Below are 21,686 nucleotides of genomic sequence, written 5' to 3'. Positions count from 1 at the left end.
GCCAAAAGCCGGGGATTGCGCAGGAGGACAGAGCCATCGCAACATCCACGACGCGCAAAAGCGCGACTGCCGCCAGTGGGGCCAAACCCAAGGCGACATCGAAGTCCAAGACCGCCGCCGCCAAGAAGCCGGCCGCCGCGGCAAAGAACAAGACTGCAGCCACCAAAAGTACCGGATCGAAGAAGGTCACCGCGCCCAAGACGGTGACAACCGCCGTGACCAAGGCCGCTGCCAAGGCGGCGAACAAGGCGCAGGCCGGCAAACCGAAATCCGCGAAAAAGGGCGCCGAGAAGACCACGGCGAAGGCCGCGCCGAAGAAGATCGCGGTGCCGCCCGCAGTGCTCAAGCTGCACCAGATGATCCTCAAGTCGCTGGATGACGACAAGGCCGAGGAGATCGTGTCGATCGAACTGGCCGGCAAATCCTCGATTGCCGACTTTCTGGTGATCGCATCGGGCCGCTCCTCGCGCCAGGTCAGCGCCATCGCCGAGCATCTGGTCGAGCGGATTTCCAAGGAAACCGGCCGCAAGGTGCGCGCCGAGGGCAAGGCCGTGGGCGACTGGGTGCTGATCGATACTGGCGATATCGTCGTGCATATCTTCCGGCCGGAAGTGCGCAGCTTCTACAATCTGGAAAAGATGTGGGGCGGCGCGGCCATTCCGGAACCTGCTGCGGCATAAAGCTCTCACGCCATGAAGATCACGGTCGCCTGCATCGGCAAGGCCGGCCGCGCCAAGCATGATGCGGCCCAGAGCCTGCTGGAAAGCTATCGCGAGCGCCTGCCCTGGCCGGTCACCATCCGCGAGGTGGAGGACAAGAAGCAGGGCGGCAGCGTGGCCGAGCGTAAAAGCCGCGAGGCGGCCCTGCTACTGGCCGCCATCCCGAAAGGTGCCGTCATCGTGGCGCTGGACGAGCGCGGCAAGAGCCTGACCAGCCGCCATTTCGCCGACCTGCTGGCCCAGTGGCGTGACCATGGCGAGGCCGAGATCGCCTTCCTGATCGGCGGCGCCGACGGGCTGGACCCCGCCCTGGCGGCGAAAGCCCGGCTGACGCTGTCGCTGTCTGCCATGACCTGGCCGCATTTGCTGGCCAGGGTGATGCTGCTGGAGCAGCTCTACCGGGCCTGGAGCCTGCAGACCGGGCACCCCTATCATCGTGATTGACCGGCCAGAATTGATGTTTCCGATCACTGTGAGGGGAAAGCCCGGCGTGACCTTTGGCCCGCGCTGCGTTATGTAGAAGCCCTAGAAACCCAAGCCTTTACCGACAGCCATGACCAAGACCCAGAATATCCGCAAACCCGTCGTCCTGTGCATCCTGGACGGCTGGGGCCTGCGCGACGATCCGGCCGACAACGCGCTGGCGCAGGCGCGGCTGCCCAATTACCGCCGCCTGCTGGAAACCCGCCCGTTCGCCAAGGTCGGCACATCCGGCCGCGATGTCGGCCTGCCCGATGGCCAGATGGGTAATTCGGAAGTCGGCCACATGAATATCGGCGCCGGGCGCATCGCCGTGCCCGATCTCGGCCGCATCGACAATGCGGTGGCCGATGGCACGCTGAAAGACAACCCGGCGATCACCGGCCTGATCGGCAAGCTGAAGCAAAGTGGCGGCGCGCTGCACCTGCTCGGCCTGCTGTCGGATGGCGGCGTGCATTCGCACCAGGATCACATGGCCGCCGTGGCCAGGATCTTTGCCGCATCCGGCATTGCTGTAAAAATCCATATGTTCGCGGATGGCCGCGATACCGCGCCGAAAAGCGCCCTGACGTTCCTGAAGACATTCCGCCAGCAGATTGATGGCGCGGCCCATGTGTCGTTTGCCACCGTGTCGGGTCGTTTCTTTGCAATGGATCGCGACAAGCGCTGGGAGCGTGTCGCCCAGGCCTATGAGGCGCTGGTCGACGGCAAGGGCAAAACCGCCACCAGCGCCGAAGCGGCCGTCGAACAGAGCTATGCCGCCGATGAAAGCGACGAGTTCATCGCACCCACCGCGATCGCCGGTTTCACCGGCATGCAGAACGGCGATGGCGTGCTGATGGCGAATTTCCGCGCCGACCGCGCACGCGAGATCCTGACCGCCCTGCTCGACCCGCATTTCGACGGCTTCAAGCGCGCCCGCGTGGTGACCTTTGCCGGCGCCGTTGGTCTCACCGAATATTCCACCGCACTGAATCCCTTCCTCGCCACGGCTTACGCGCCGGTGCGCTATCCCAATGTCCTGGGTGAAGTGCTGGCCAATGCCGGCAAGACGCAGCTGCGCATCGCCGAGACCGAGAAATACGCCCATGTCACATTCTTCATGAACGGTGGCGAGGAGCAGCCCTTCGCCGGCGAGGACCGCATCCTGGTGCCGTCACCGAAGGTGAAGACTTACGATTTGCAGCCGGAGATGTCGGCGCCGGAACTGACTGACAAGCTGACGGCGGCGATCACCTCGGGGCAGTATGATCTGGTCATCGTCAACTATGCCAATCCGGACATGGTGGGCCATACCGGCTCGATGCCTGCCGCCATCAAGGCCGCCGAAACCATCGATGCCTGCATCGCGAAACTGGAAACAGCCGTCACCCAAATGGATGGCGTGATGCTGATCACCGCCGATCACGGCAACCTGGAAGAGATGCGCGATCGCGCCAGCGGCCAGGCCCATACCCAGCACACCACCAATCCGGTGCCGCTGCTGCTGGTCGGCCCACGCACGAACGCTTACGGCCTCAACGACGGCCGGCTCTGCGACATCGCGCCGACCCTGCTGCATTTCCTCGGCCTGCCGCAGCCCGCCGAGATGACCGGCAGCATCCTGGCGGTGGCCGGCAAAACCCAGACGGCTGCCCGCCGCCTTGCGTAAGCTGATCCTTCCGCTCGCCACAGGCGCGCTCCTTGGAGCGCTGCTGGCGCCGGTGGGCGGTTTTGCGCAGGCGCCGCAGCAGCAGCTGCAGGATGTGCAGAAGCGCCTGCAGGAAAGCCGCGAGCGCGAGCGCGAACTGAGCCAGGAAGCCGCCAAGCTGGCGCAGAAGCAGCGCGAGCTGCAGCGCAAGCTGGTTGCCGCCGCCCGGAAACTGCAGGCGCAGGAAGACCTGGTCTCCCAGAGCGAAGACAAACTGGCCGGCCTGCTGGCCGATGAGGGCGCTGCCCGCGAGGCCCTGGAGGCCCGACGCGGCGAGCTGGCGCAGACCCTGGCCAGCCTGGCGCATCTCAGCCGCCAGCCGCCCGAGGCCATGGTGCTGGCGCCGGGCTCGGCGCTGGACATGGTGCGGGCGAGCCAGCTGATGGCCGCCCTGGTGCCCGAAATCGAGAACCGTGCAACATCATTGCGCAACGAACTGACGCGGCTGGCCAAGCTGCGCCAGGGCGTGGCCGCTGAGCAGGAGCGGCTGGGCAAGGCCATCGCCCAGCTGGACCATGAGCGCCGCGACCTGGAATTCCTGCAGGCCGAAACCCATGCCGCCGCCGCACAAACGGCGGAAGAGCGCGATTCCGTGCGCGAGACCAGCGGCCAGCTGGCCGCCCAGGCCAAGGATCTGCGCGCCCTGGTCGACCGCCTGCTGGAGCAGGAGCGCCGCGAGGCCGAGCGCCGGGCCGCCGAGGCGCGCGCCCGCAGCCAGGCCGGAACGCCGCCGAAAGGCAGCACAATCCCCGATCCGCCGGAGGCCTATGCCGCCCTGGAAGGGTCTGCCGCCCTGCCGGCGCGTGGCCGCATCACCGGGCGCTTCGGCCAGGCCGATGAAAACGGCGTTCCCTTACGCGGAATCCGCATCGAAACCCGGCCCGGCGGCCAGGTGATCGCGCCCGCTGACGGCAAAGTGATGTTCGCCGGACCCTTCCGTGGCTACGGGCAACTCTTGATTATCGCCCATGGCGGCGGATACCATAGCTTATTGGCGGGATTTGGACGGATCGACCGCTCTGTCGGTCAATGGGTGCTTGCTGGCGAACCGGTCGGCCTGTTGACCAACTCCCCAGGCGAAAAACCCGTCCTATATCTCGAACTGAGGCGCAAAGGCGAAACGGTCAATCCGTTACCCTGGCTGGCCTCGGGCGACAGAAAGGTGAGCGGCTGATGCGCAATTTCCTCCTCGGCGGTGTCTGTGCTTTCGCGTTGATGGGGTCGGTGGCGCTGTTCGCCGCTCCCAGCAAGGTCGGCGGCCTGCAGGCCAATGAAACCTATCGGCAGCTCAACCTGTTCGGAGAAATCTTCGAACGCGTGCGCAACGACTACTACAAAGAGACCAAGGACGACGAGCTGATGGAGGCTGCCATCAACGGCATGCTGTCTTCGCTCGATCCCTACTCGATCTACATGCCGCCGCGCAGCTTCCAGGAAGCCCGCGTGCAGACGCGCGGCGAATTCGGCGGCCTGGGCATCGAAGTGACCCAGGAGAACGGCCTGATCAAGGTGGTGTCGCCGATCGACGAAACGCCGGCGCAGAAAGCCGGTGTGCTGCCGGGCGACCTGATCACCCATCTGGACGGCGATCCGGTGATGGGCAAGTCGCTGAATGAATCGATCGAGAAGATGCGCGGTGCGCCCAACACCAACATCGTGCTCACCGTGCGCCGCGGCGCCGCCGATGCGGCCAAGACCTTCGACATCAAGATCACCCGCGCGGTGATCAAGACCCGCGTGGTGCGTGCCCGCCGTGAAGGCGAGTTCGCTTATCTGCGCATCTCGTCGTTCAACGAACACACCACCCAGGACATGGTTGCCGCCATCGACCGGCTGAAGTCCGAGATGGGCAACGACCTGAAGGGCTATATCATCGACCTGCGCGACAATCCGGGCGGCCTGCTGGATCAGGCGATTTCGGTGTCGGACAGCTTCCTGAACCAGGGCGAGATCGTGTCGACCCGCGCGCTGCGCCCCAGCACCGATGACGGCCAGCGCTACAATGCCAAGCGCGGCGATGTCGCCGATGGCAAGCCGATGGCCGTGCTGATCAACGGCGGCTCGGCCTCGGCGTCTGAAATCGTCGCCGGCGCGCTGCAGGATCATCACCGTGCCGTGCTGGTGGGCAACACCACCTTCGGCAAGGGCCTGGTGCAGACCATGATCCCGCTGGGTGAATTCGGCGGCATGAAGCTGACCACCGCGGGCTACTTCACGCCGTCGGGCCGTTCGATCGACAAGGTCGGCATTTCGGCCGATGTGGAAGCCTGGAATGAGCGCGACCGCCAGATCGCCGCGGCGCTGAAAGAGCGTCGCCAGATGACCGGCACGCGCGAGACCGAGGAAGACAAGCCCGAGAAGCAGGCGGAACCGTCGACGGTGACGCCGCCGCAGAAGGTGCCGACGCCTGGCCAGGATGGCCCCGATCTGGTGCTGCAGGCGGCGATGGAAGTGCTGCGCGCACCGCCCAAGCCGACCGCCCGGAAATGATCCGCCAGGACATGCTTCGATTGTGCGACGGCTCAGCAGAAGGCTGAACCACCGCGATGGCCGCCAAACTTCATGCCGATCCGGACGACCGGGCGCCTGAAGCAGAACCGAAGCAGGGTCTGCTCAAGCGCCTGTTCGGCGGCAAAAAGAAGAAGCCTGCCGCCGGCGAGATGAATGGCGGCGGCGAAGGCATGCTGGCCGCCGATGACGATGCCGACCTGATCCAGACCATCACCGGCGAAGACGACGCACCGCCGCCCGAGCCGCCGCGCCGGCGCGGCATGAAACACCGCATCACCACTTTTTTCCGCATCATCGGCCTGATCCTGTGGCCGCCCTTCCTGCGCGGCGACCTGCGCACGGTGAATCGCCGCCTGCTGATGGCGGCCTGGACCGTGGTGCTGTTCGTGCTGGCCGCCGGTGGCGGCTGGCTGGTCACCACCGGCGAGAAGCTGCCTTTCCTGCCCGGATCGGAAGTGGTGATCGGCGTCGGCAAGCTGGTGCTGCCGCCCGAAGCGCGCCTGGCGCCAGATCAAAAAGCCAATGCCGCCGCACCGCCGCCCGCAGTGGGCCGGCTGGCCAGCGGCCTGCTGGTGGCGCCCGATCCGATGCTGGCCGAGCCCACGCCGCGCGGCCTGGTGCCGAAGATCGGCAGCGATGGCCGCCAGCCCTGGAGCGCCTATGCACGGCCCTTCGACGAGCCGCCGACGCGGCCGCGCCTGGCCATCGTGCTGCATGACATGGGCTTGAATGCGCAACTTACCGCGCTGGCCGCCGAACGCCTGCCACCGGCCATCACCTTTGCCTTCAATCCTTACGCGCCCGATCTGGCCACGCAGATCGAGGCGGCGCGCAATGCCGGCCATGAAGTGCTGCTCGGCCTGCCGATGGAACCCTTCGATTATCCGGCCAGCGATCCCGGCCCCTATACGCTGCTGACCAGCTTGAGCGAGCAGGAGAATGTGCGCAGGCTCGACTGGATCCTGGCGCGCGCGCCCGGCTATATCGGCTTCAGCAATCTGATGGGCGGCAAATACACCTCCTCGCCCGAGCATATGCGGGTGATCGCCGGCAAGCTGAAGGAACGCGGTCTGCTGTTTGTCGATGCGCGCACCGCGCCGCGCAGTGTGGCGGCCCGCATCGTACGCGACGCCGGCGGCGTCTATGCCGTCGTCAACCGCCAGATCGATGCTGCCCCGACCGGCCCGCTGATCGATGCCCGCCTGGAAGAGCTGGAACGCACGGCGCGCGCCAGCGGCGTTGCCATCGGCGGCGCATTGCCCTATCCGATCACGCTGGATCGGCTGCTGGCCTGGAGCCGCGGCCTGGAAGCCAAAGGCATTGCGCTGGCACCGGTATCCGCCATCGCCAACCGACAGACCCCGGAATGAATTCTTTTTGAGTGAGTTTTCCATGAGTATGGATGCACGGCCCTATCGCGATGGCGTGGGCATCGCGCTGCTGAATGCCGACGACATGGTGTTTGTCGGCCAGCGTATCGATCAGACCGCTGAAGCCTGGCAGATGCCGCAGGGCGGCATCGACCCCGGCGAAGACCCGCTGCAGGCCGCCTTGCGCGAGATGGAAGAAGAAATCGGCGTGCCGGCGCATCTGGCCGAGGTGATCGCCGAAAGCCGCGACTGGCTGTCCTACGACCTGCCGCCCGACCTGGTCGACAAGGTGTGGAAGGGGCGATACCGCGGCCAGCGCCAGAAATGGTATCTCGCGCGCTTCAAGGGCCAGGACAGCGACATCAACCTGCAGACGGCGCATCCGGAATTCAACCAGTGGCGCTGGCTGCCTTTCCGCCAGCTGCCCGATATGATCGTGCCGTTCAAGCGGCCGATCTACGAGCTGATCGTCAGCGAATTCGCCGACCGCGTCCGCACCTGAGGCATCATGAACAAGGGCGACATCCTGCTGCTGCACGGCGCTTTCGTCGGTGGCTGGGTGTTCGAGAAACTGCGCGGCGAGCTGAGCCGGCGTGGCTGGAAAACCCATGCACCCGACCTGCCCTTCCATGGCAGCGCCTTTGCCAATGCGGCGCCGCATCCCGATCTGCACCGCCAGGGCCTGGCCGAGTATCGCAATTTCCTGACGGCCGAAATCGAGCGCATCACCCAGCCATCGCAGCCGGCACCGGTGGTGATCGGCCATTCGCTCGGCGGCCTGCTGGCACAGCAGCTGGCCGCGCAGAATCTGGCGCGCGCCGCGGTGCTGCTGGCACCAGTGGCGCCCTGGGGCACCCTGCCGCATACGCGCTGGGAACTGGAAACCGTGTACGGCCTGCTCAAGAGCGGCAGCCTGACGCATAAGGCGATGGCGCCGGACTTCAACATCGCCGCCGCCTATTCGATGGACCGGATTCCCGCCGCCCTGCAACGCGACATCTTTGCCCGCATGGTGCCCGAATCAGGCCGTGTGCTGTTCGAGACCCTGCTGTGGTGGCTCGACTGGCATGCCGCCAGCCATGTCTCGGCGCATCGCGTGCAGGTGCCGCTGCTGGTGCTGGGCGGCAGCGACGACAAGGTGACGCCGCCATCCACATGTCGCGCCGTGGCACGCCGCTATCCCGGCCGTGCCGTATTCCGCGAGATCCCCGAGCTGAGTCATTTCATCTTCGGTGAGCCGAAGGAAGACGAGGTGATCGCCATGGTCGCCGACTGGCTCGACGAACACGCCCTGTAGACCAACAGCGCGTTACGCTGACGGCGCGTCGAGCGGCACGCCGCAGCCCAGCACGATATTCACCGTCGCGCCATCCGATGACAGCGGCAGCAGCACGGCCTGGAAGCGATGGCGCCGGTCGCCGATCAGATAGTCGTAAGACAGTGTGCGCATGGCGCCGTCGGTGACCACACCGCGATACAGTGCCAGCAACTCGTCGCGGAATCCCACATTGGCGATATCCTCCAGCCAATGTCCGGTCAGGTCGCTGCCATGATAGAAAACGAATTCAGTGCCGAACAGGCGGTAGCGGAAGCGCAGGCCGCCATCCTCGGCACGCACGACATCCACCATCAGCAGATAGCCGAGCCACGGTTTAAGCTCGATCGGATCGAGATCGGATCGGGCTGGAAAACGCCGGCCACGGCGCTTGCTGGCCCAATATTCGACCAGGCCGATCAGTCTGGCATCCAGATCGGCTTCGGCGACTGGCGTGATGTGCCGTACACCCTGTGCGTTTCGCTCCATGGCAACGAGCCTAGCCGGATTGCCGGAATCGGCAAGGCATTCGAGGGTTGGGCGGTTGCGATGCAACCGGTGGCGAGTCCTCAGTATATCGCGACGGGTAATCCGCTGCTGAGGATCATGTCGATATGCCTGCCATCTGACGCCAGCGGCAGGATCACGGCCTGAAAGCGGTGGCGGCGGCTGTCCAGCAGATAGTCGTAGGACAGCATCGGTGTTGCCGCCGTGGCGATGACATGGGTGTACAGGCTGACCAGCTGGTCGCGGTAAACCGTGTTGGCAATGTCGTCCACCCAGTGCCCGGTCAGGTCGCCGCCGTGGTAGAATATGAATTCGGTGCCGAACAGGCGATAGCGGAAGCGCGGCTTGCCATCGGGCTGCGGCACCACGTCGATCAGGTTGATGTTGCCGAGCAGGCCGCGCAGATCGAGCGGATCGATATCGGTGCGCGATGGCAGGCGCCCATCGCGACACTTGCCGCGCCAGTAGCTCAGCAGATCCTTGAGCCGCGCATCGAGCTCCGATTCCGGGATCGGACCCTGCGGTGGCGGCTTCGCGGCGGCGGCCATGTCAATCATGCTGATCTATTCTAGGCCGTCAGGCCGGCATGGCAATCCGGAAAGCGCCCGTCAGATTGCCGCGGTGGCCAGGCGGCGCTGGCGCCACTGCATGACGCGCCAGACCAGGGCGGCAAACCCGCGGCTGAACCGGCTTTGCGGATCGACATCGCAGGCCTTCAGCGCCATGCTCAGACCGCGCTGGATATGGCCGAAGCGGTAGACCCGGCTGGCGCGCAGCTCGTAGGCCGCGCTCTGCTTTTCGCGATCGTAGATCCCTTCGCAACCGTTGCCGCACCAGTAGGCCATCGCCAGTTCGTCGTCGCTGGCCTCCTGCATGCGGCCGAGCGCGATGCGCAGACGGCGCAGACGCCCCATCGGCCGGGCCTGCTGATAACGCTGCAGGTGATCGTAGAACAGCTTGTAATGCCGGAACTCGTCGGCGGCGATCTTGCCAGCCACGATTTTCAGCACCGGCTCGTCGGTGGCATCGCGGATGGCGCTGTAGAAGCTGGACGTGCCGCATTCCACCACGCAGCGCGCCACCAGCTCGCCATTGCGGCTGCCGCGCACCGAGGCGGTGACATCCAGCGGCAGGCGATAGCCCTCGGTGAAGCGGCGCATTGCCAGATCGGGGTCGAAAGCCGGATCGGCCAGCTGCGCCCAGCGCGCCAGCGCCGCGCCATGCTGGCGCTCCTCGATGCCCCATTGCCGCACCACGGCGCAGAAGGCGGCATCGTCGGCAAAGACATTGCACAGATAGGTGACGTAATCGTCGGCATTATGCTCGACCAGCGCTGCCGCCTTCACGGCGCGCAGCAGCTCGGGGTCGACCCGGGCAGGGTCGAACGCGTCCCACGGGATGTCGTCCAGCGTCCAGGAACCAGCCATGCCCATGTATTTAGCCAACGGTCATGAAATTGCAACTCTTGCAGTGCAGGGCTAAGTACCGGTTAATACGCCATTCTTGGCGAAATTGCGGCAACAGGAGCTCGGCTGGCATGAGCGATGGCACCCTCTATCACAATCCGCGCTGTTCCAAGTCGCGCCAGGCCCTGGCCATCCTCAAGGCCAGCGGGCTGGAGCCCGAGATTGTCGAATACCTGAAAACACCCCTCAATGCGGCAGAGCTGAAGCGCCTGCTGGGCCAGCTTGGCCTGAAGGCCAGGGACGTGCTGCGCAAACAGGAAGCCATGGAAGCCGGCATCGACCCGGCCTCGAACGAGGGCGTGCTGATCGCCGGGCTGGCCGCCCATCCGCAGGCGCTGGAGCGGCCGATCTACGTGCGCAACGGCAAGGCGGTGATCGGCCGCCCGCCGGAAAAGGTGCTGGAGATTCTCTAGCGCTGGCCTTGGCCGGGGCTGCACGCTAGGTTTGTCAGCATACAAACGGAAGCACCCGCCCTGCCATGACCGACAAACCGATTGATGCGCCCGCCCCGGCGGCCGCGCCGCCGCAGGGCATTTCCGCCTACTCGCTGGGCCTGCTGGCGCTGCTCACCTTCTTCTGGGGCATCAACTGGCCGATCATGAAGATCGCGCTGGATGAAATGCCGGTCTTCACTTTCCGCGCGCTCTGCCTGGGCGGCGGCGCCATCGGCCTGTTTGCCATCGCGCTCTGGAAACGCATGCCGCTCGGCATCCCGCGCGGCCATGTCGGGCATCTGCTGTGGATCAGCCTGTTCAACATCACCGCCTGGAATGTGTTCGTGCTCTATGGCCTCGGCATGCTGCCGGCCGGGCGCACCACCATCCTAGCCTTCACCATGCCGCTGTGGCTGATCCCGATGAGCGTGCTGCTGCTGCATGAACGCCTGACCGGCTGGAAGCTGGCAGGACTGGGCATCGGCCTGTGCGGCCTGATCGTGCTGGTGGGCGGTGAATGGGAAGCCATGATCGCAGCACCGCTCGGCGTTGTGCTGGTGCTGGCGGCCAGCGTGTGCTGGGCGATCGGCACGGTGATGATCAAGCTGTGGCAGGTGCCGATGACGGCGGTGCCTTTCGTCGGCTGGCAGATGGTGCTGGGCGGCATCCCGATCTTCGTGATGGCGCCGCTGCTGGAAATGGACCGCTGGTATATGTATTCCGCCGGACCGTGGCTGGCGGCCTTCTACAACGCCACCGTCTGCTTCGTCTTCTGCTACTGGGCCTGGAATGTGCTGGTGCGTGTGCTGCCCGCCGGCATCAGTGGCCTGTCGACCCTGATGATCCCGGTGGTCGGCGTGTTCTCCAGCATGCTGATGCTGGGCGAGCAGCCGCGCTGGCCGGAATTCGCGGCCCTGGCGCTGGTCGCCACCGCGCTCGGCATGATCCTCAAGCCGTCGAAAAGCTGACGGCTATTCGGCCGTGACGGCATCGCGCAGCGCCTCGACCCTGGCCGCACAGAACTTGAATTCCGGAATCTTGCCGAAGGGATCGAGCTGTGGGTTGGTCAGCAGGTTCGCCGCCGCCTCGAAGAAGGCGAACGGGATGAACACCATGCCCTCGGCCACATCGCGGTCGATGCGGCATTTCAGCTGGATGGCGCCGCGCCGGGTGGAAACGCGGATCATCTGCCCGGCCGACACATCCAGCTTTGCTGCATCGCGCGGATGCAGCATGGCGATGGCCTCGGGTTCCAGCGCATCCAGCTGTGTCGCACGGCGTGTCATCGCCCCGGTATGCCAGTGTTCGAGCAGGCGGCCGGTGCTGAGCACCATCGGATAGGCGGCATCGGGCAGTTCGGCCGGCGGCGAGACGGTCGTCGGCACGATGCGGGCGCGCCCGGATGCGGTAGGGAAGCCGTCGCCGAAAATGATCTCATGGCCCTGCGGATAGGTGACGGCGCCTTCGGCCTCCAGCCGGTCCCAGCCGATGCCGGCGAGCGAAGGCATCAGCGATGCCATCTCGGCATAGACATCCTTGGGATGCGCGTAGGACCAGTTCAGCCCCATGCGCTGGGCGATGGCCTGCACCAGCTGCCAGTCCTGCCGGGCATCGCCAGGCGGATGTAAGGCGGCGCGGCCGATCTGCACCCGGCGGTCAGTGTTGGTGAAGCTGCCATCCTTCTCGGCAAAGGCCGAGGCCGGCAGGATCACATCGGCATGGAAGGCGGTCTCGGTGAGGAAGATATCCTGCACCACCAGGTGATCGAGCTTGGCCAGCGCCTCGCGCGCATGCGTCGCATCGGGGTCCGACATCGCCGGATTCTCGCCCATGATATACATGGCGCGGATCTCGCCCTGCAGAATGGCGGTCATGATCTCGACCACGGTGAGACCGCGCTTGGGCGCGATCTCGCCACCCCAGACCGCCTCAAAGGCCGCGCGTTTGGCGCCATCTTCCACCGACTGGTAATCCGGCAGCACCATGGGGATCAGGCCGGCATCGGACGCGCCCTGCACGTTGTTCTGGCCGCGCAGGGGATGCAGGCCGGTGCCGGGCCGGCCGAGCTGGCCGGTGATGAGGCCGAGCGCGATAAGGCAGCGGGCGTTATCCGTGCCATGCACATGCTGCGACACGCCCATGCCCCAGAAGATGATTGAGGCCTTCGAAGTGGCATACATCCGCGCCACGTCGCGCAGCACATCCGGCGCGATGCCGCAGAGCGGCGCCATGGCCTCCGGTGTCGCGCCCTGCACGGCCTGTTCCAGATCGGGGAAGCCATCGACAAAGCGCTGGATATAGGCCGGGTTGGTCAGGCCCTCAGTGATGATGACATGCAGCAACGCATTCAACAGTGCCACATCCGATCCCGGCTTGAAGCGCAGATGATGCGTGGCGTATTTGGTCAGCGCCTGGCCGCGCGGGTCGATCACGATCAGCCTGGCGCCGTTCTGCCGCACCGCATTCTTGATGAAGGTGGCCGCCACCGGATGATTGATGGTGGGATTGGCGCCGATCACGATGATGACCTCGGCATCCATGGCGGCCGAAAACGGCGCGGTGACGGCGGCGGAGCCGACCCCTTCCATCAAAGCCGCCACCGAAGAGGCATGGCACAGCCGCGTGCAGTGATCGACATTGTTGGTGCCGAAGCCCATGCGCACCAGCTTCTGGAACAGATAGGCCTCTTCATTCGAGCCCTTGGCCGAGCCGAACCCGGCCATCGCCTGCGGGCCGATCTCGTCGCGCACCTTCACCAGGCCGGATGCCGCGCGCTCAAGCGCCTCCTCCCAGCTGGCCTCGCGGAAATGCGTATACGGGTTGGCCGGGTCGACCACATCATCGCCGCGCTTCGGCACGCCATCCCTGCGGATCAGCGGCCTGGTCAGGCGATGCGGATGATTGATGTAGTCAAAGCCGAAGCGGCCCTTGACGCACAACCGCCCGCGATTGGCCGGGCCGTCTTTGCCGGTGACATACTGAATCCTGTCATCCTTGACGTGATAGGTGAGCTGGCAGCCGACACCGCAGAAGGGGCACAGGCTGTCGATCGCGGTGGCCGCCTTCTCGACGCCGCGGTTCTGCGCATCCACCAGCGTGGCCGGCAGCAGCGCGCCGGTCGGGCAGGCCTGCACGCATTCGCCGCAGGCCACGCAGCTGCTGTCGCCCATCGGATCATGGAAATCGAACACGATCTCGCTGTGATGGCCACGGAAGGCCATGCCGATCACATCGTTGCCCTGCACCTCGCGGCAGGCGCGGACGCAGAGATTGCACTGGATGCAGGCATCCAGATTGACCGCCATGGCGCCATGGCTGCGATCCGGTGCCGGCTGCTGCTCACGGGCTGGAAAGCGGCTCTCGGTGACGCTGAGCGCTTCGGCCCAATGCCAGAATTTCGAGTCTGCGTCATGGGCTTCGGCGCGCGCCGGCTGGTCGGCGACGAGAAGCTCCAGCACCAGCTCGCGCGCACGCTTTGCCCGGTCGCTGGCCGAAACAACCTTCATGCCCTCGGCCGGTTCCCGCTTGCAGCTCGGCGCCAGCACGCGCTCGCCTTCGATCTCCACCATGCAGGCGCGGCAATTGCCATCGGCGCGATAGCCCGGCTGCGGCGTGTAGCACAGATGCGGGATATCGGTGCCGCTGCGCTTGGCCACCTGCCAGATGGTTTCACCCGGCTGCGCCTCAACCGCTTTGCCATCGAGCATGAAGCGGATCATCAGAACCGCTCCAGCACGCTGAGCAGCGGATTGGGTGCGGCCTGGCCCAGACCGCAGATCGAGGCATCGCGCATCACCTGTGCCAGATCGCGCAGCAGCGGCTCGTTCCACGTCGGCTGCGCCATCAGCGCCACGGCCTTTTCGGTACCGACGCGGCAGGGCGTGCACTGGCCGCAGGATTCGTGGCGGAAGAAAGTCATCAGGTTCAGCGCCGCAGCCTTCACGTCATCCTGGTCCGACAGCACGATCACGGCGGCCGAGCCGATGAAGCAGCCGTATTTTTCCAGCTGGCCGAAATCGAGCGGAATATGATCCAGGCTGGCGGGCAGGATGCCGCCCGAAGCGCCGCCGGGCAGATAGGCCATGAAGCGGTGGCCCGGCAGCATGCCGCCGCAGAAATCCTCGATCAGTTCGGTGATGGTGACACCCGCCGGCGCCAGCTTGACGCCGGGATTGCGCACGCGGCCCGAGACCGAATAGCTGCGCAGGCCCGTACTGCCGTTGCGGCCATGGCTGTTCCACCAGGCCGCCCCCTTGTCGGCGACCTGCGGCACCCAGTAGAGCGTCTCGATATTGTTGATCAGCGTCGGCCGGCCAAACAGGCCGACCTGGAAGGGAAACGGCGGCTTCTGGCGCGGCAGGCCGCGCTTGCCCTCGATGCTTTCCAGCATCGCCGACTCTTCGCCGCAGATATAGGCGCCGGCACCACGCCTCAGCTCGATGCGCAGATCGCCCAGCAGGCCGGCGGCTTTCAGCGCTGCCAGTTCATCGGCAATCACCACATGCAGCGCCGGGTATTCGTCGCGCAGGTAGATATAGGCGGCGTCCGCCTCGATCACAAAAGCTGCGATCAGCAGGCCTTCGAGGAAACCATGCGGATCGGTTTCGAGCAGCCAGCGGTCTTTCAGCGTGCCGGGCTCGCCCTCGTCGCCATTCACCGCCAGCAGTCGTGGGCCCGGCTGCGCCAGCAGCGCCCGCCATTTGCGTGCGGTGGGAAAACCGGCGCCGCCCATGCCACGCAGGTTGGCCGCCTCGATCTCGGCCAGCAGGGATTCGCGCGTCAGCGCGCCGCTGCGCAGTTTCGCCAGCACCGTATAGCCGCCCTGCGCGCGATAGGCCGCGAGGCCCTTATACTGCGGCAGCACCGGCGCCACGGCCCCTGCCGCATGGGCGGCCTGCACCGTCTCCAGCGAAGCCGGCGCGATCACGTTTTTGCCCAGCACCGCGCAGGGTGCACGGTCGCACTGGCCCATGCAGGGCGCGCGTTCGACACGCACACCCTCAAGGGCTTCCAGCTGTGCCGCCAGCGCATCGGCGCCGGCCATGCAGCAACTCAGGCTGTCGCAGACGCGCAGCGTTGTCTGCGCCGGTTCGTCAGCCTCGACCACGCGGAAATGCGCGTAGAAGGTCGCGGTCTCATACACCTCGGCCAGCGACAGCCGCATCGCTTCGGCCAATGCCGCCAGCAGACCGGTCGGCAGGCCGCCGCGCGCATCGTTGATCGCATGCAGGCATTCGATCAGCAGGTCGCGGCGCCCAAAATCCGGTTGGCGGCCGTCAGGCTGCACGATCGCGCGCAACGCGGCATGGTCAGCATCGGAGGCCTGGCGGCCACGCGGCACGGAACGCCCGGCCTTGGGCGGGCCCGACCGGTGCTGGCGGGGCATGGGAGTGGCAATGGTCATCTGAAAACGCGCTGGCGACTGGGACGCGCCATCATCCGCCTGCCCGGCGGATGGATCAATATCGCAATTCCGTCGGGCGATAGAGGTTTTCTATCAGGCCAGCTGCAGGTCGCCGCCGAGCCGGCGCATCAGGTCGGCAAAGCCGGGGAAGCTGGTCTCCATCACGCGGGCATCGTCGATGCTGACACCATCCTTTGCCGCCATGCCCAGCACCAGGAAGGACATGGCGATGCGGTGATCCAGTTCGGTTTCGATGCTGGCGCCCCCTTGCGGCGGCTTGCCCCTGCCGCGAATCAGGATGCCGTCCTCGTATTCCTCCAGATCGACGCCACAGGCCTTCAGGCCGCGCGCCATCACAGCCAACCGGTCGCTTTCCTTCACCCGCAGCTCCTTGGCGCCGCGCACGATGGTGTCGCCTTCGGCACAGGCGGCGGCCACGAACAGGATCGGATATTCGTCGATCATGCTGGGCGCGCGCTCCGGCGGCACGGTGATACCCTTCAGCTTCGAATGACGGATGGTGATATCGGCGACCTTTTCGCCGCCTTCGTCGCGCACATTGTTCAGCGTGAAATCGGCGCCCATATCCTGCAGCGTATCGAACAGGCCGATGCGCAGCGGATTGAGCCCGACATTCTGCAGCGTGATCTCGGACCCCGGCACAATGAGCGCCGCCACCATCGGAAACGCGGCAGACGACGGATCGCCCGGCACCGCGATGGTGGCGGGTTTGAATTCTGGCTGGCCGGTCAGGCGGATGATGCGGCCGCCGGTCTTGGTCTTCTCGACCTCCACCGTGGCACCGAAATGGCGCAGCATGTTTTCGGTATGGTCGCGCGTCGGCTCGGGCTCGATCACCGTGGTGATCCCGGGCGCGTTGAGGCCGGCCAACAGCACGGCGGTCTTCACCTGCGCAGAGGCCACCGGCAGTTCGTATTCGATCGGCAGGGGGTGTGCAGTCCCCACAACTGTCAGAGGCAGCCGCCCGCCGCTGCGGCCGACAAAGCGCGCACCGATGCGCTGCAGCGGCTCAACCACCCGGCCCATCGGCCGGCGGCGCAGCGAGGCATCGCCGGTGAAGGTGGCGGCGAAATCGTGGCTGGCGACCAGGCCCATAACCAGGCGGGCGCCGGTGCCGGCATTGCCCATGTCGAGCACATCGGCCGGCTCGCTCAGGCCGCCCACGCCGACACCCCAGACCTTCCAGTTGCCGTCGCCCAGCCGTTCCACCTCGGCGCCCATGGCGCGCATGGCGGTGGCTGTCCGTAATACGTCTTCACCTTCCAAAAGCCCGCTGACCCGGGTCTCACCCACGCTGAGCGCCCCGAAAATCAGGGCCCGGTGGGAAATAGACTTGTCGCCCGGCACTTTAGCGGTACCGGCAAGGCCTTTGGTGCCCGGCCGGGACCGGAGCGGACGGGCTTTCTGGTCGGAACTGGCGGTCATGGGGGAAATGGTCCGGGCGGCAAACGGCTGTGGTGAAAAATACCCGCCGTTAACGGGTTGACAGGGCGCGCTTCTTTAACACAATCGCGCCGCTCCGGCCAGCCGGCCGGCTGCCGCCTCCGGGCCCTGTTTTCCCGGTCGCCGATACATGGAGATTTGCTCAATGGCTAAAGCCGAATGGGGCACCAAGCGCCGCTGCCTGAGTTGTGGCGCTGCATTCTACGATCTCGGCAAGTCGCCGATCCTGTGCCCGAAATGCGGTACCGAATTCAATCCCGAGGCGCTGGTGAAATCCTCGCGCCGCCCGGCCAAGGTGGAAGAAAAGGCCAAGCCGGTGGTCAAGGCGGTGGTGCCGGATGCCATCGACGACGAGGTTGAGGATACCGGCCTGGGCGACGACATCCTGGAGGATGCCGACGAGTTCGAGGAAGACGACGTCGCCGAGGAAATCGACGTCGAGACCCCGACCGACGAGACCGAGGAACGCTGAAGATTCGCGGCCCTTTTCCGGGCCACGAAGCACTTGCAAAGCGGCGGGGGGCGGCTTATGGTCCGCCCCCGCCGACGGACCCCGGGCAACCGCAAGGAAGCCTCTAAGTCCGTGATTTTATGGGGCCATAGCTCAGCTGGGAGAGCGCCTGCATGGCATGCAGGAGGTCAGCGGTTCGATCCCGCTTGGCTCCACCAAATCCTTTTGGCAGATCCTTCCAAAAACGCCCGTGCCGCAAGCGCGGGCGTTTTTCGTTACTGCAGGAAGCAGAGCACGCCGTAGCAGGCGCCGAGCCAGTCGCGGAACACAAAATACAGCGCGATATCCAGCGCCAGCAGCACCAGCAGGCCGGGCAGCAGCAGGTATTTGAGGAAATACACCAGCGCCCAGCGGGTAAACCGCGGTGCGGGGATCACCATGCCATGAATGCGCGCGGGACGGGCCATGCAGGTTATGTATCCCAGGGCCGCAAAAACGGCAAAGTCATCCTGTAAATCCGACGCATGCTTTACAGGCTGCAGACAACCCGCCAAAGCTGGCAGCCATGACCAACGCTGCCCCCGGCCGCTCCACCTTTTCGACCGCCAGTCTGCTGCGCCGCGACTTCACGGCGGCCGACTGCCGCGAACCGGCCATCGGCCAGCTCTACGATTACTGGCAGAGCCGCCGCGGCAGCCATCGTTTTCCGGCGCGCCAGGATCTCGACCCCATCGAGATGAAATACGCACTCGGCGGCATCACCATGTTCGACGTGCATCGCGATACGCCGGTGCCGGGCAGCCTGCGTTTCCGCTACCGCCTGATCGGCTCGGCCATTGTGGCGCGCGATGGTTTCGACCACACCGGAAAATGGCTGGATGAGCTGCCGCTGCTGCAATACCGCGCCCTGCTGCTCGGCCGGCTGGAGATGCTGGCGCGCGATCCGATGCCGCTGCTGGTGCATAACAAGCAGTTCTATGATGAACGCTGGTACGATTACGAGGCGATCTGGCTGCCGCTGGCCAGCGACCATGAAACCGTCGACATCCTGATGGCCTGCCAGATTTTCGCCAAGCGCCCCTCCGGCCATGTCGGCCTGCCTGTGGCATGATGACCGCGCCTGACATGCGGCTGGAGCCCTGTGCCACGCCGGCCGACTGGGCCGCCGCCGAAGCCACCCTGCGGCTCAGCGTGCTGGAACAGAGCTGGTGCTATGGCGAAGCCACGGCGGCGGCCACACAGGGCAAGGTGCGGCCCGAACGCTGGCTGATCCGCCGCAGTGACGGCAGCCTGGCCGGCCTGGCGCAGGCCTTCGTACGACAGATCGGATCCGTGGGCCGCTTCGTGCGGCTGGTGCGCGGGCCGTTATTCGTGGCGGGTGTATCGCGCGATGAGCGCGATGCGGCGCTGGCGCTGATCCGCGCCGCCTATCCCTGGCGCCGGCGCTGCCTGCTCTGGTGGCTGCCCGAGATGAATGGCGGCCGCGAGTCAGAAGCTGCGCTGGCGCAACTGGGCCTGCGCCCGATGATGACCGGCTATTCCTCGATCCGGTATGACCTGCGCCCCGCCAAAGACCGGCTGCGCGCCAATCTCGACAGCAAATGGCGCAACATGCTCAAGACGGCGGAGAAGTCGGCGCTGCTGCTGGAGACTGCCAGCGTCGCCGCCGGCAGCTGGAACCCGGAGGCTTTCGCCGCCCTGCTGGGCGAGCATGCCCGCCACCGGCTGGAGGCCGGCTTCCTCGGGCCCGATGCAAAATTCTACGCCGCCTTCGCCGAGGCGGCGAAAACCGCACCCCAGATCGGACTGGCCGGTGAAGACGCCCTGCTGTTCTGGGCCCATGCCGGCCCCCATCTGGGCCGGGTGCGGCCGATTGCCGGCATCCTGGTGCTGCGCCATGGCAACGCCGCCACCTATGCGATGGGCTGGAGCAACGAGGCCGGCCGCCTGGTGAAGGCGCATTACCGGCTGCTGTGGCAGGCGGTGCTGACCCTGCAGGGCCAGGGCGTCACCGATTTCGATCTAGGCGGGGTGGATACCCAGCGCGGCGCCGGGGTGGCGCGCTTCAAACTGGGCCTCAACGGCACGGTTTTCACGCTGGCCGGCAGCTATCTCTGACTGCGCCAGAAGGTCGCATGCCGCAGCCCCGGAAACCCCGGAATTGTGACAGTCGCACCACAGCTTAAAAAAATACCCCCCGGCGCCGGCCGGGGGGTCGATTCCGCTTGCATCAGGGGGGGAATGGCCCCATACCCCCCTCTCAGAGACTGTTTGGAAAGCTGCGAACTGGCCGTTGGCACTGTCGTCTGTGCCGACCGGAACCACGGGGCTTTCCCAACAGTCTCTCTGCCAATCGGATACCCCCTTAGCGTTACCGGGGGTGCACATGTTCCTCAGGATTGCGGATAGCAATCCCCGTGGTGGAGAGACCTGTTATGAGCAAGACTTCCCTGAAGCCCGCCCTGCATGCCGTGCCGACCGAAAACGACGCGGCCGAAGAGCATTTCATCTGCAAGGACGGCATGCGCTATGCCGGCATGCACCTGATCATCGATCTGTGGGGCGGCAAGCATCTCGATAACCTGGCGCTGGTGAAGCAGACGCTGACCGAGGCCGTGGCCGAGATCGGCGCCACCCTGCTCAACATCGACCTGCATCATTTCGAGCCCAATGGCGGCATCTCCGGCGTGGCCGTGCTGGCCGAAAGCCACATGTCGATCCACACCTGGCCGGAAAAGGGCTATGCCGCGCTCGACGTCTTCGTCTGCGGCGACTGCCAGCCGCAGAAGGCGATTCCGGTGCTGCGTCGCGCCTTCCTGCCCGACAACATCCAGTGCACCGAACTGAAGCGGGGCCTGGTGCTGTGACCACCTGGTTCAACGAAACCCTGTATCAGGGCTTCCGCCAGAGTCACGAGGTCAAGAAGGTTCTCTTCGAGGGCAAGTCGAAATACCAGCAGGTCGGCGTGTTCGAGAGCGGCCGCTTTGGCCGCGTGCTCGCGCTGGATGGCGTGGTGCAGTGCACCGAGGGTGACGAATTCGTCTACCACGAGATGCTGACCCATCTGCCGATCCTGGCCCATGGCGCCGTGCAGTCGGTGCTGATCATCGGCGGCGGCGACGGCGGCATCCTGGAAGAGGTGCTGAAGCACAAGGTGATCAAGCGCGTCACCATGGTCGAGATCGACGGTGACGTGATCGAGGTGGCCAAGAAGTATCTGCCGAAAATCTGCGGCAAGGCCTTCTCCGACAAGCGCACCAACCTGATCGTCGGCGACGGCGCCGCCTATGTGGCCGAGACGAAAGACCGCTACGACATCGTGATCGTGGATCGCCCGGACCCGGTCGGCCCGGCCACCGTGCTGTTCAGCGAGGGGTTCTACAAGAACTGCCGCCGCGTGATGAAGCCGAACGGTATCCTCGTTGCGCAGAACGGCGTGCCGCATATGCAGGGCCCGGAACTGACGGAAGCCGTGAAGCTGTTCCAGAAGCTGTGGGCGCAGTCTGGCACCTATCTGGCCGTGGTGCCCACTTACGTCTGCGGCTTCATGTCGATGACTTGGGCGTCTGACCGCGACATTACCGATGTCGATCCGCGCAAGGTGTTTGCCCGCTTCGACAAGGCGCGCCTGCCGGCGCTGAACTACTACAACCCGGAAATCCATTTCGGCGCCTTCGCGCTGCCCAATTTCGTCGCCCGCCTGCTGCCGGCGCCGAAAAAGTCGGCCGCGAAAAAGCCAGCCGCAAAAAAGATCGTGAAGAAGGCCGCGAAGAAAAAGGCCGCCGCGCCGAAGAAAAAAGCTGCGCCGAAGACCAAAAAGGCGAAGCGCTAGGTTTCAGTAGAAGCAGAAGCGAGTACCGACTTATCAGCGCCCG

General features: G+C 65.6%; 22 protein-coding genes and 1 tRNA gene. 16 read left to right on the top strand and 7 right to left on the bottom strand.

From position 1 onward, the window contains the following. The first annotated feature begins 215 nt into the window (after window positions 1-215). The 8 genes from rsfS (at window position 216) to AAG821_RS13185 (ending at window position 8,067) form a co-directional block, all read left to right on the top strand. Window positions 216-680, top strand: coding sequence for a ribosome silencing factor (gene rsfS, locus AAG821_RS13220; protein WP_341912954.1), 465 nt, complete (start codon window positions 216-218; stop codon window positions 678-680). 12 nt (window positions 681-692) lie between these two features. Next, the gene (locus AAG821_RS13215) at window positions 693-1,163 is read left to right on the top strand and encodes a 23S rRNA (pseudouridine(1915)-N(3))-methyltransferase RlmH (protein WP_341912952.1); all 471 of its coding nucleotides are present in this window, start codon (window positions 693-695) and stop codon (window positions 1,161-1,163) included. Window positions 1,164-1,272: 109 nt separating this feature from the next. Then, window positions 1,273-2,850: a 2,3-bisphosphoglycerate-independent phosphoglycerate mutase gene (gene gpmI, locus AAG821_RS13210; protein WP_341912951.1), complete on the top strand. Its 1,578-nt coding sequence runs from the start codon at window positions 1,273-1,275 to the stop codon at window positions 2,848-2,850. Continuing rightward, entirely contained in the window at window positions 2,843-4,063 is a 1,221-nt protein-coding gene (locus AAG821_RS13205) for a peptidoglycan DD-metalloendopeptidase family protein (protein WP_341912950.1), read from the top strand. Before gpmI ends, AAG821_RS13205 begins: the two co-directional genes overlap by 8 nt. Beyond that, window positions 4,063-5,379 carry a S41 family peptidase gene (locus AAG821_RS13200; RefSeq protein ID WP_341912948.1) on the top strand — a complete coding sequence of 439 codons (1,317 nt, stop codon included), beginning with the start codon at window positions 4,063-4,065 and terminating at the stop codon, window positions 5,377-5,379. Before AAG821_RS13205 ends, AAG821_RS13200 begins: the two co-directional genes overlap by 1 nt. Before the next feature lie 56 nt (window positions 5,380-5,435). Further along, window positions 5,436-6,770: a divergent polysaccharide deacetylase family protein gene (locus AAG821_RS13195; RefSeq protein WP_341912946.1), complete on the top strand. Its 1,335-nt coding sequence runs from the start codon at window positions 5,436-5,438 to the stop codon at window positions 6,768-6,770. A gap of 22 nt (window positions 6,771-6,792) precedes the next feature. Further along, window positions 6,793-7,272, top strand: coding sequence for an RNA pyrophosphohydrolase (locus AAG821_RS13190; protein ID WP_341912944.1), 480 nt, complete (start codon window positions 6,793-6,795; stop codon window positions 7,270-7,272). A 6-nt stretch (window positions 7,273-7,278) separates the two neighbouring features. Further along, window positions 7,279-8,067 (top strand): alpha/beta fold hydrolase, encoded by a 789-nt coding sequence (locus AAG821_RS13185; RefSeq protein ID WP_341912942.1) that lies wholly within the window; start codon window positions 7,279-7,281, stop codon window positions 8,065-8,067. 12 nt (window positions 8,068-8,079) lie between these two features. Here AAG821_RS13185 and AAG821_RS13180 read toward each other — a convergent pair whose 3' ends face one another. The 3 genes from AAG821_RS13180 to AAG821_RS13170 all read right to left on the bottom strand — a co-directional run bounded on the left by AAG821_RS13180 (window position 8,080) and on the right by AAG821_RS13170 (window position 10,019). After that, window positions 8,080-8,574: a PAS domain-containing protein gene (locus AAG821_RS13180; RefSeq protein ID WP_341912939.1), complete on the bottom strand. Its 495-nt coding sequence runs from the start codon at window positions 8,572-8,574 to the stop codon at window positions 8,080-8,082. Between the two features lie 80 nt (window positions 8,575-8,654). After that, on the bottom strand, window positions 8,655-9,149 hold the full coding sequence (locus AAG821_RS13175; protein WP_341912937.1) for a PAS domain-containing protein: 495 nt from the start codon (window positions 9,147-9,149) through the stop codon (window positions 8,655-8,657). Window positions 9,150-9,200: 51 nt separating this feature from the next. Further along, window positions 9,201-10,019 (bottom strand): ferritin-like domain-containing protein, encoded by an 819-nt coding sequence (locus AAG821_RS13170; protein ID WP_341912935.1) that lies wholly within the window; start codon window positions 10,017-10,019, stop codon window positions 9,201-9,203. A 110-nt stretch (window positions 10,020-10,129) separates the two neighbouring features. Between AAG821_RS13170 and arsC the strand changes: the two genes are divergently transcribed. Beyond that, a complete protein-coding gene (arsC, locus tag AAG821_RS13165; RefSeq protein WP_341912933.1) occupies window positions 10,130-10,471 on the top strand; it encodes an arsenate reductase (glutaredoxin) in 342 nt (113 codons plus the stop codon). Window positions 10,472-10,536: 65 nt separating this feature from the next. Continuing rightward, window positions 10,537-11,460, top strand: coding sequence for a DMT family transporter (locus tag AAG821_RS13160; RefSeq protein WP_341912930.1), 924 nt, complete (start codon window positions 10,537-10,539; stop codon window positions 11,458-11,460). Window positions 11,461-11,463: 3 nt separating this feature from the next. Here the strand turns inward: AAG821_RS13160 and fdhF are convergent, their stop codons facing one another. The 3 genes from fdhF to aroA all read right to left on the bottom strand — a co-directional run bounded on the left by fdhF (window position 11,464) and on the right by aroA (window position 17,342). Next, complete coding sequence (fdhF, locus tag AAG821_RS13155) at window positions 11,464-14,211, bottom strand: formate dehydrogenase subunit alpha (RefSeq protein WP_341912928.1); 2,748 nt, start codon at window positions 14,209-14,211, stop codon at window positions 11,464-11,466. After that, on the bottom strand, window positions 14,211-15,896 hold the full coding sequence (locus AAG821_RS13150) for an NADH-ubiquinone oxidoreductase-F iron-sulfur binding region domain-containing protein (RefSeq protein ID WP_341912927.1): 1,686 nt from the start codon (window positions 15,894-15,896) through the stop codon (window positions 14,211-14,213). Before AAG821_RS13150 ends, fdhF begins: the two co-directional genes overlap by 1 nt. Window positions 15,897-15,989: 93 nt before the next feature. Next, entirely contained in the window at window positions 15,990-17,342 is a 1,353-nt protein-coding gene (gene aroA / locus AAG821_RS13145; protein ID WP_341912926.1) for a 3-phosphoshikimate 1-carboxyvinyltransferase, read from the bottom strand. A 163-nt stretch (window positions 17,343-17,505) separates the two neighbouring features. Here aroA and AAG821_RS13140 point away from each other — a divergent pair, with 163 nt between their 5' ends. Further along, complete coding sequence (locus tag AAG821_RS13140; protein WP_341897891.1) at window positions 17,506-17,832, top strand: TIGR02300 family protein; 327 nt, start codon at window positions 17,506-17,508, stop codon at window positions 17,830-17,832. 121 nt (window positions 17,833-17,953) lie between these two features. Further along, window positions 17,954-18,029 (top strand) — tRNA-Ala (locus AAG821_RS13135). A 57-nt stretch (window positions 18,030-18,086) separates the two neighbouring features. Here the strand turns inward: AAG821_RS13135 and AAG821_RS13130 are convergent. Then, window positions 18,087-18,278, bottom strand: coding sequence for a hypothetical protein (locus AAG821_RS13130; protein ID WP_341912924.1), 192 nt, complete (start codon window positions 18,276-18,278; stop codon window positions 18,087-18,089). Window positions 18,279-18,376: 98 nt separating this feature from the next. Between AAG821_RS13130 and AAG821_RS13125 the strand changes: the two genes are divergently transcribed. The 4 genes from AAG821_RS13125 (at window position 18,377) to speE (ending at window position 21,643) form a co-directional block, all read left to right on the top strand. Continuing rightward, window positions 18,377-18,922, top strand: coding sequence for a PAS domain-containing protein (locus AAG821_RS13125; RefSeq protein WP_341912922.1), 546 nt, complete (start codon window positions 18,377-18,379; stop codon window positions 18,920-18,922). Beyond that, entirely contained in the window at window positions 18,919-19,929 is a 1,011-nt protein-coding gene (locus AAG821_RS13120) for a peptidoglycan bridge formation glycyltransferase FemA/FemB family protein (RefSeq protein ID WP_341912920.1), read from the top strand. The genes AAG821_RS13125 and AAG821_RS13120 overlap by 4 nt, the downstream gene beginning before the upstream one ends. 317 nt (window positions 19,930-20,246) lie before the next feature. Next, window positions 20,247-20,678: an adenosylmethionine decarboxylase gene (gene speD / locus AAG821_RS13115; RefSeq protein WP_341912918.1), complete on the top strand. Its 432-nt coding sequence runs from the start codon at window positions 20,247-20,249 to the stop codon at window positions 20,676-20,678. Continuing rightward, complete coding sequence (speE, locus tag AAG821_RS13110; RefSeq protein WP_341912916.1) at window positions 20,675-21,643, top strand: polyamine aminopropyltransferase; 969 nt, start codon at window positions 20,675-20,677, stop codon at window positions 21,641-21,643. Before speD ends, speE begins: the two co-directional genes overlap by 4 nt. Window positions 21,644-21,686: the final 43 nt, after the last annotated feature.

The sequence above is a fragment of the Ferrovibrio terrae genome (assembly GCF_943372915.1).
In the GTDB taxonomy this organism is placed as follows: Bacteria; Pseudomonadota; Alphaproteobacteria; order Ferrovibrionales; family Ferrovibrionaceae; genus Ferrovibrio; species Ferrovibrio terrae_A.
Note: the sequence above shows the minus strand (reverse complement) of the source record. Positions and strands in the feature narration are given on the sequence as shown.

Bases quoted from the DNA above. Each gene is read 5' to 3' on its own strand.
- AAG821_RS13130 (WP_341912924.1), bottom strand. From the start codon at position 18,278: ATGGCCCGTCCCGCGCGCATTCATGGCATGGTGATCCCCGCACCGCGG.
- aroA (WP_341912926.1), bottom strand. From the start codon at position 17,342: ATGACCGCCAGTTCCGACCAGAAAGCCCGTCCGCTCCGGTCCCGGCCG.
- arsC (WP_341912933.1), top strand. From the start codon at position 10,130: ATGAGCGATGGCACCCTCTATCACAATCCGCGCTGTTCCAAGTCGCGC.
- fdhF (WP_341912928.1), bottom strand. From the start codon at position 14,211: ATGATCCGCTTCATGCTCGATGGCAAAGCGGTTGAGGCGCAGCCGGGT.
- AAG821_RS13215 (WP_341912952.1), top strand. From the start codon at position 693: ATGAAGATCACGGTCGCCTGCATCGGCAAGGCCGGCCGCGCCAAGCAT.
- AAG821_RS13175 (WP_341912937.1), bottom strand. From the start codon at position 9,149: ATGATTGACATGGCCGCCGCCGCGAAGCCGCCACCGCAGGGTCCGATC.
- AAG821_RS13140 (WP_341897891.1), top strand. From the start codon at position 17,506: ATGGCTAAAGCCGAATGGGGCACCAAGCGCCGCTGCCTGAGTTGTGGC.
- AAG821_RS13195 (WP_341912946.1), top strand. From the start codon at position 5,436: ATGGCCGCCAAACTTCATGCCGATCCGGACGACCGGGCGCCTGAAGCA.
- AAG821_RS13170 (WP_341912935.1), bottom strand. From the start codon at position 10,019: ATGGCTGGTTCCTGGACGCTGGACGACATCCCGTGGGACGCGTTCGAC.
- AAG821_RS13150 (WP_341912927.1), bottom strand. From the start codon at position 15,896: ATGACCATTGCCACTCCCATGCCCCGCCAGCACCGGTCGGGCCCGCCC.
- AAG821_RS13160 (WP_341912930.1), top strand. From the start codon at position 10,537: ATGACCGACAAACCGATTGATGCGCCCGCCCCGGCGGCCGCGCCGCCG.
- AAG821_RS13180 (WP_341912939.1), bottom strand. From the start codon at position 8,574: ATGGAGCGAAACGCACAGGGTGTACGGCACATCACGCCAGTCGCCGAA.
- AAG821_RS13125 (WP_341912922.1), top strand. From the start codon at position 18,377: ATGACCAACGCTGCCCCCGGCCGCTCCACCTTTTCGACCGCCAGTCTG.
- speD (WP_341912918.1), top strand. From the start codon at position 20,247: ATGAGCAAGACTTCCCTGAAGCCCGCCCTGCATGCCGTGCCGACCGAA.
- AAG821_RS13200 (WP_341912948.1), top strand. From the start codon at position 4,063: ATGCGCAATTTCCTCCTCGGCGGTGTCTGTGCTTTCGCGTTGATGGGG.
- AAG821_RS13120 (WP_341912920.1), top strand. From the start codon at position 18,919: ATGATGACCGCGCCTGACATGCGGCTGGAGCCCTGTGCCACGCCGGCC.
- AAG821_RS13190 (WP_341912944.1), top strand. From the start codon at position 6,793: ATGAGTATGGATGCACGGCCCTATCGCGATGGCGTGGGCATCGCGCTG.
- gpmI (WP_341912951.1), top strand. From the start codon at position 1,273: ATGACCAAGACCCAGAATATCCGCAAACCCGTCGTCCTGTGCATCCTG.
- AAG821_RS13185 (WP_341912942.1), top strand. From the start codon at position 7,279: ATGAACAAGGGCGACATCCTGCTGCTGCACGGCGCTTTCGTCGGTGGC.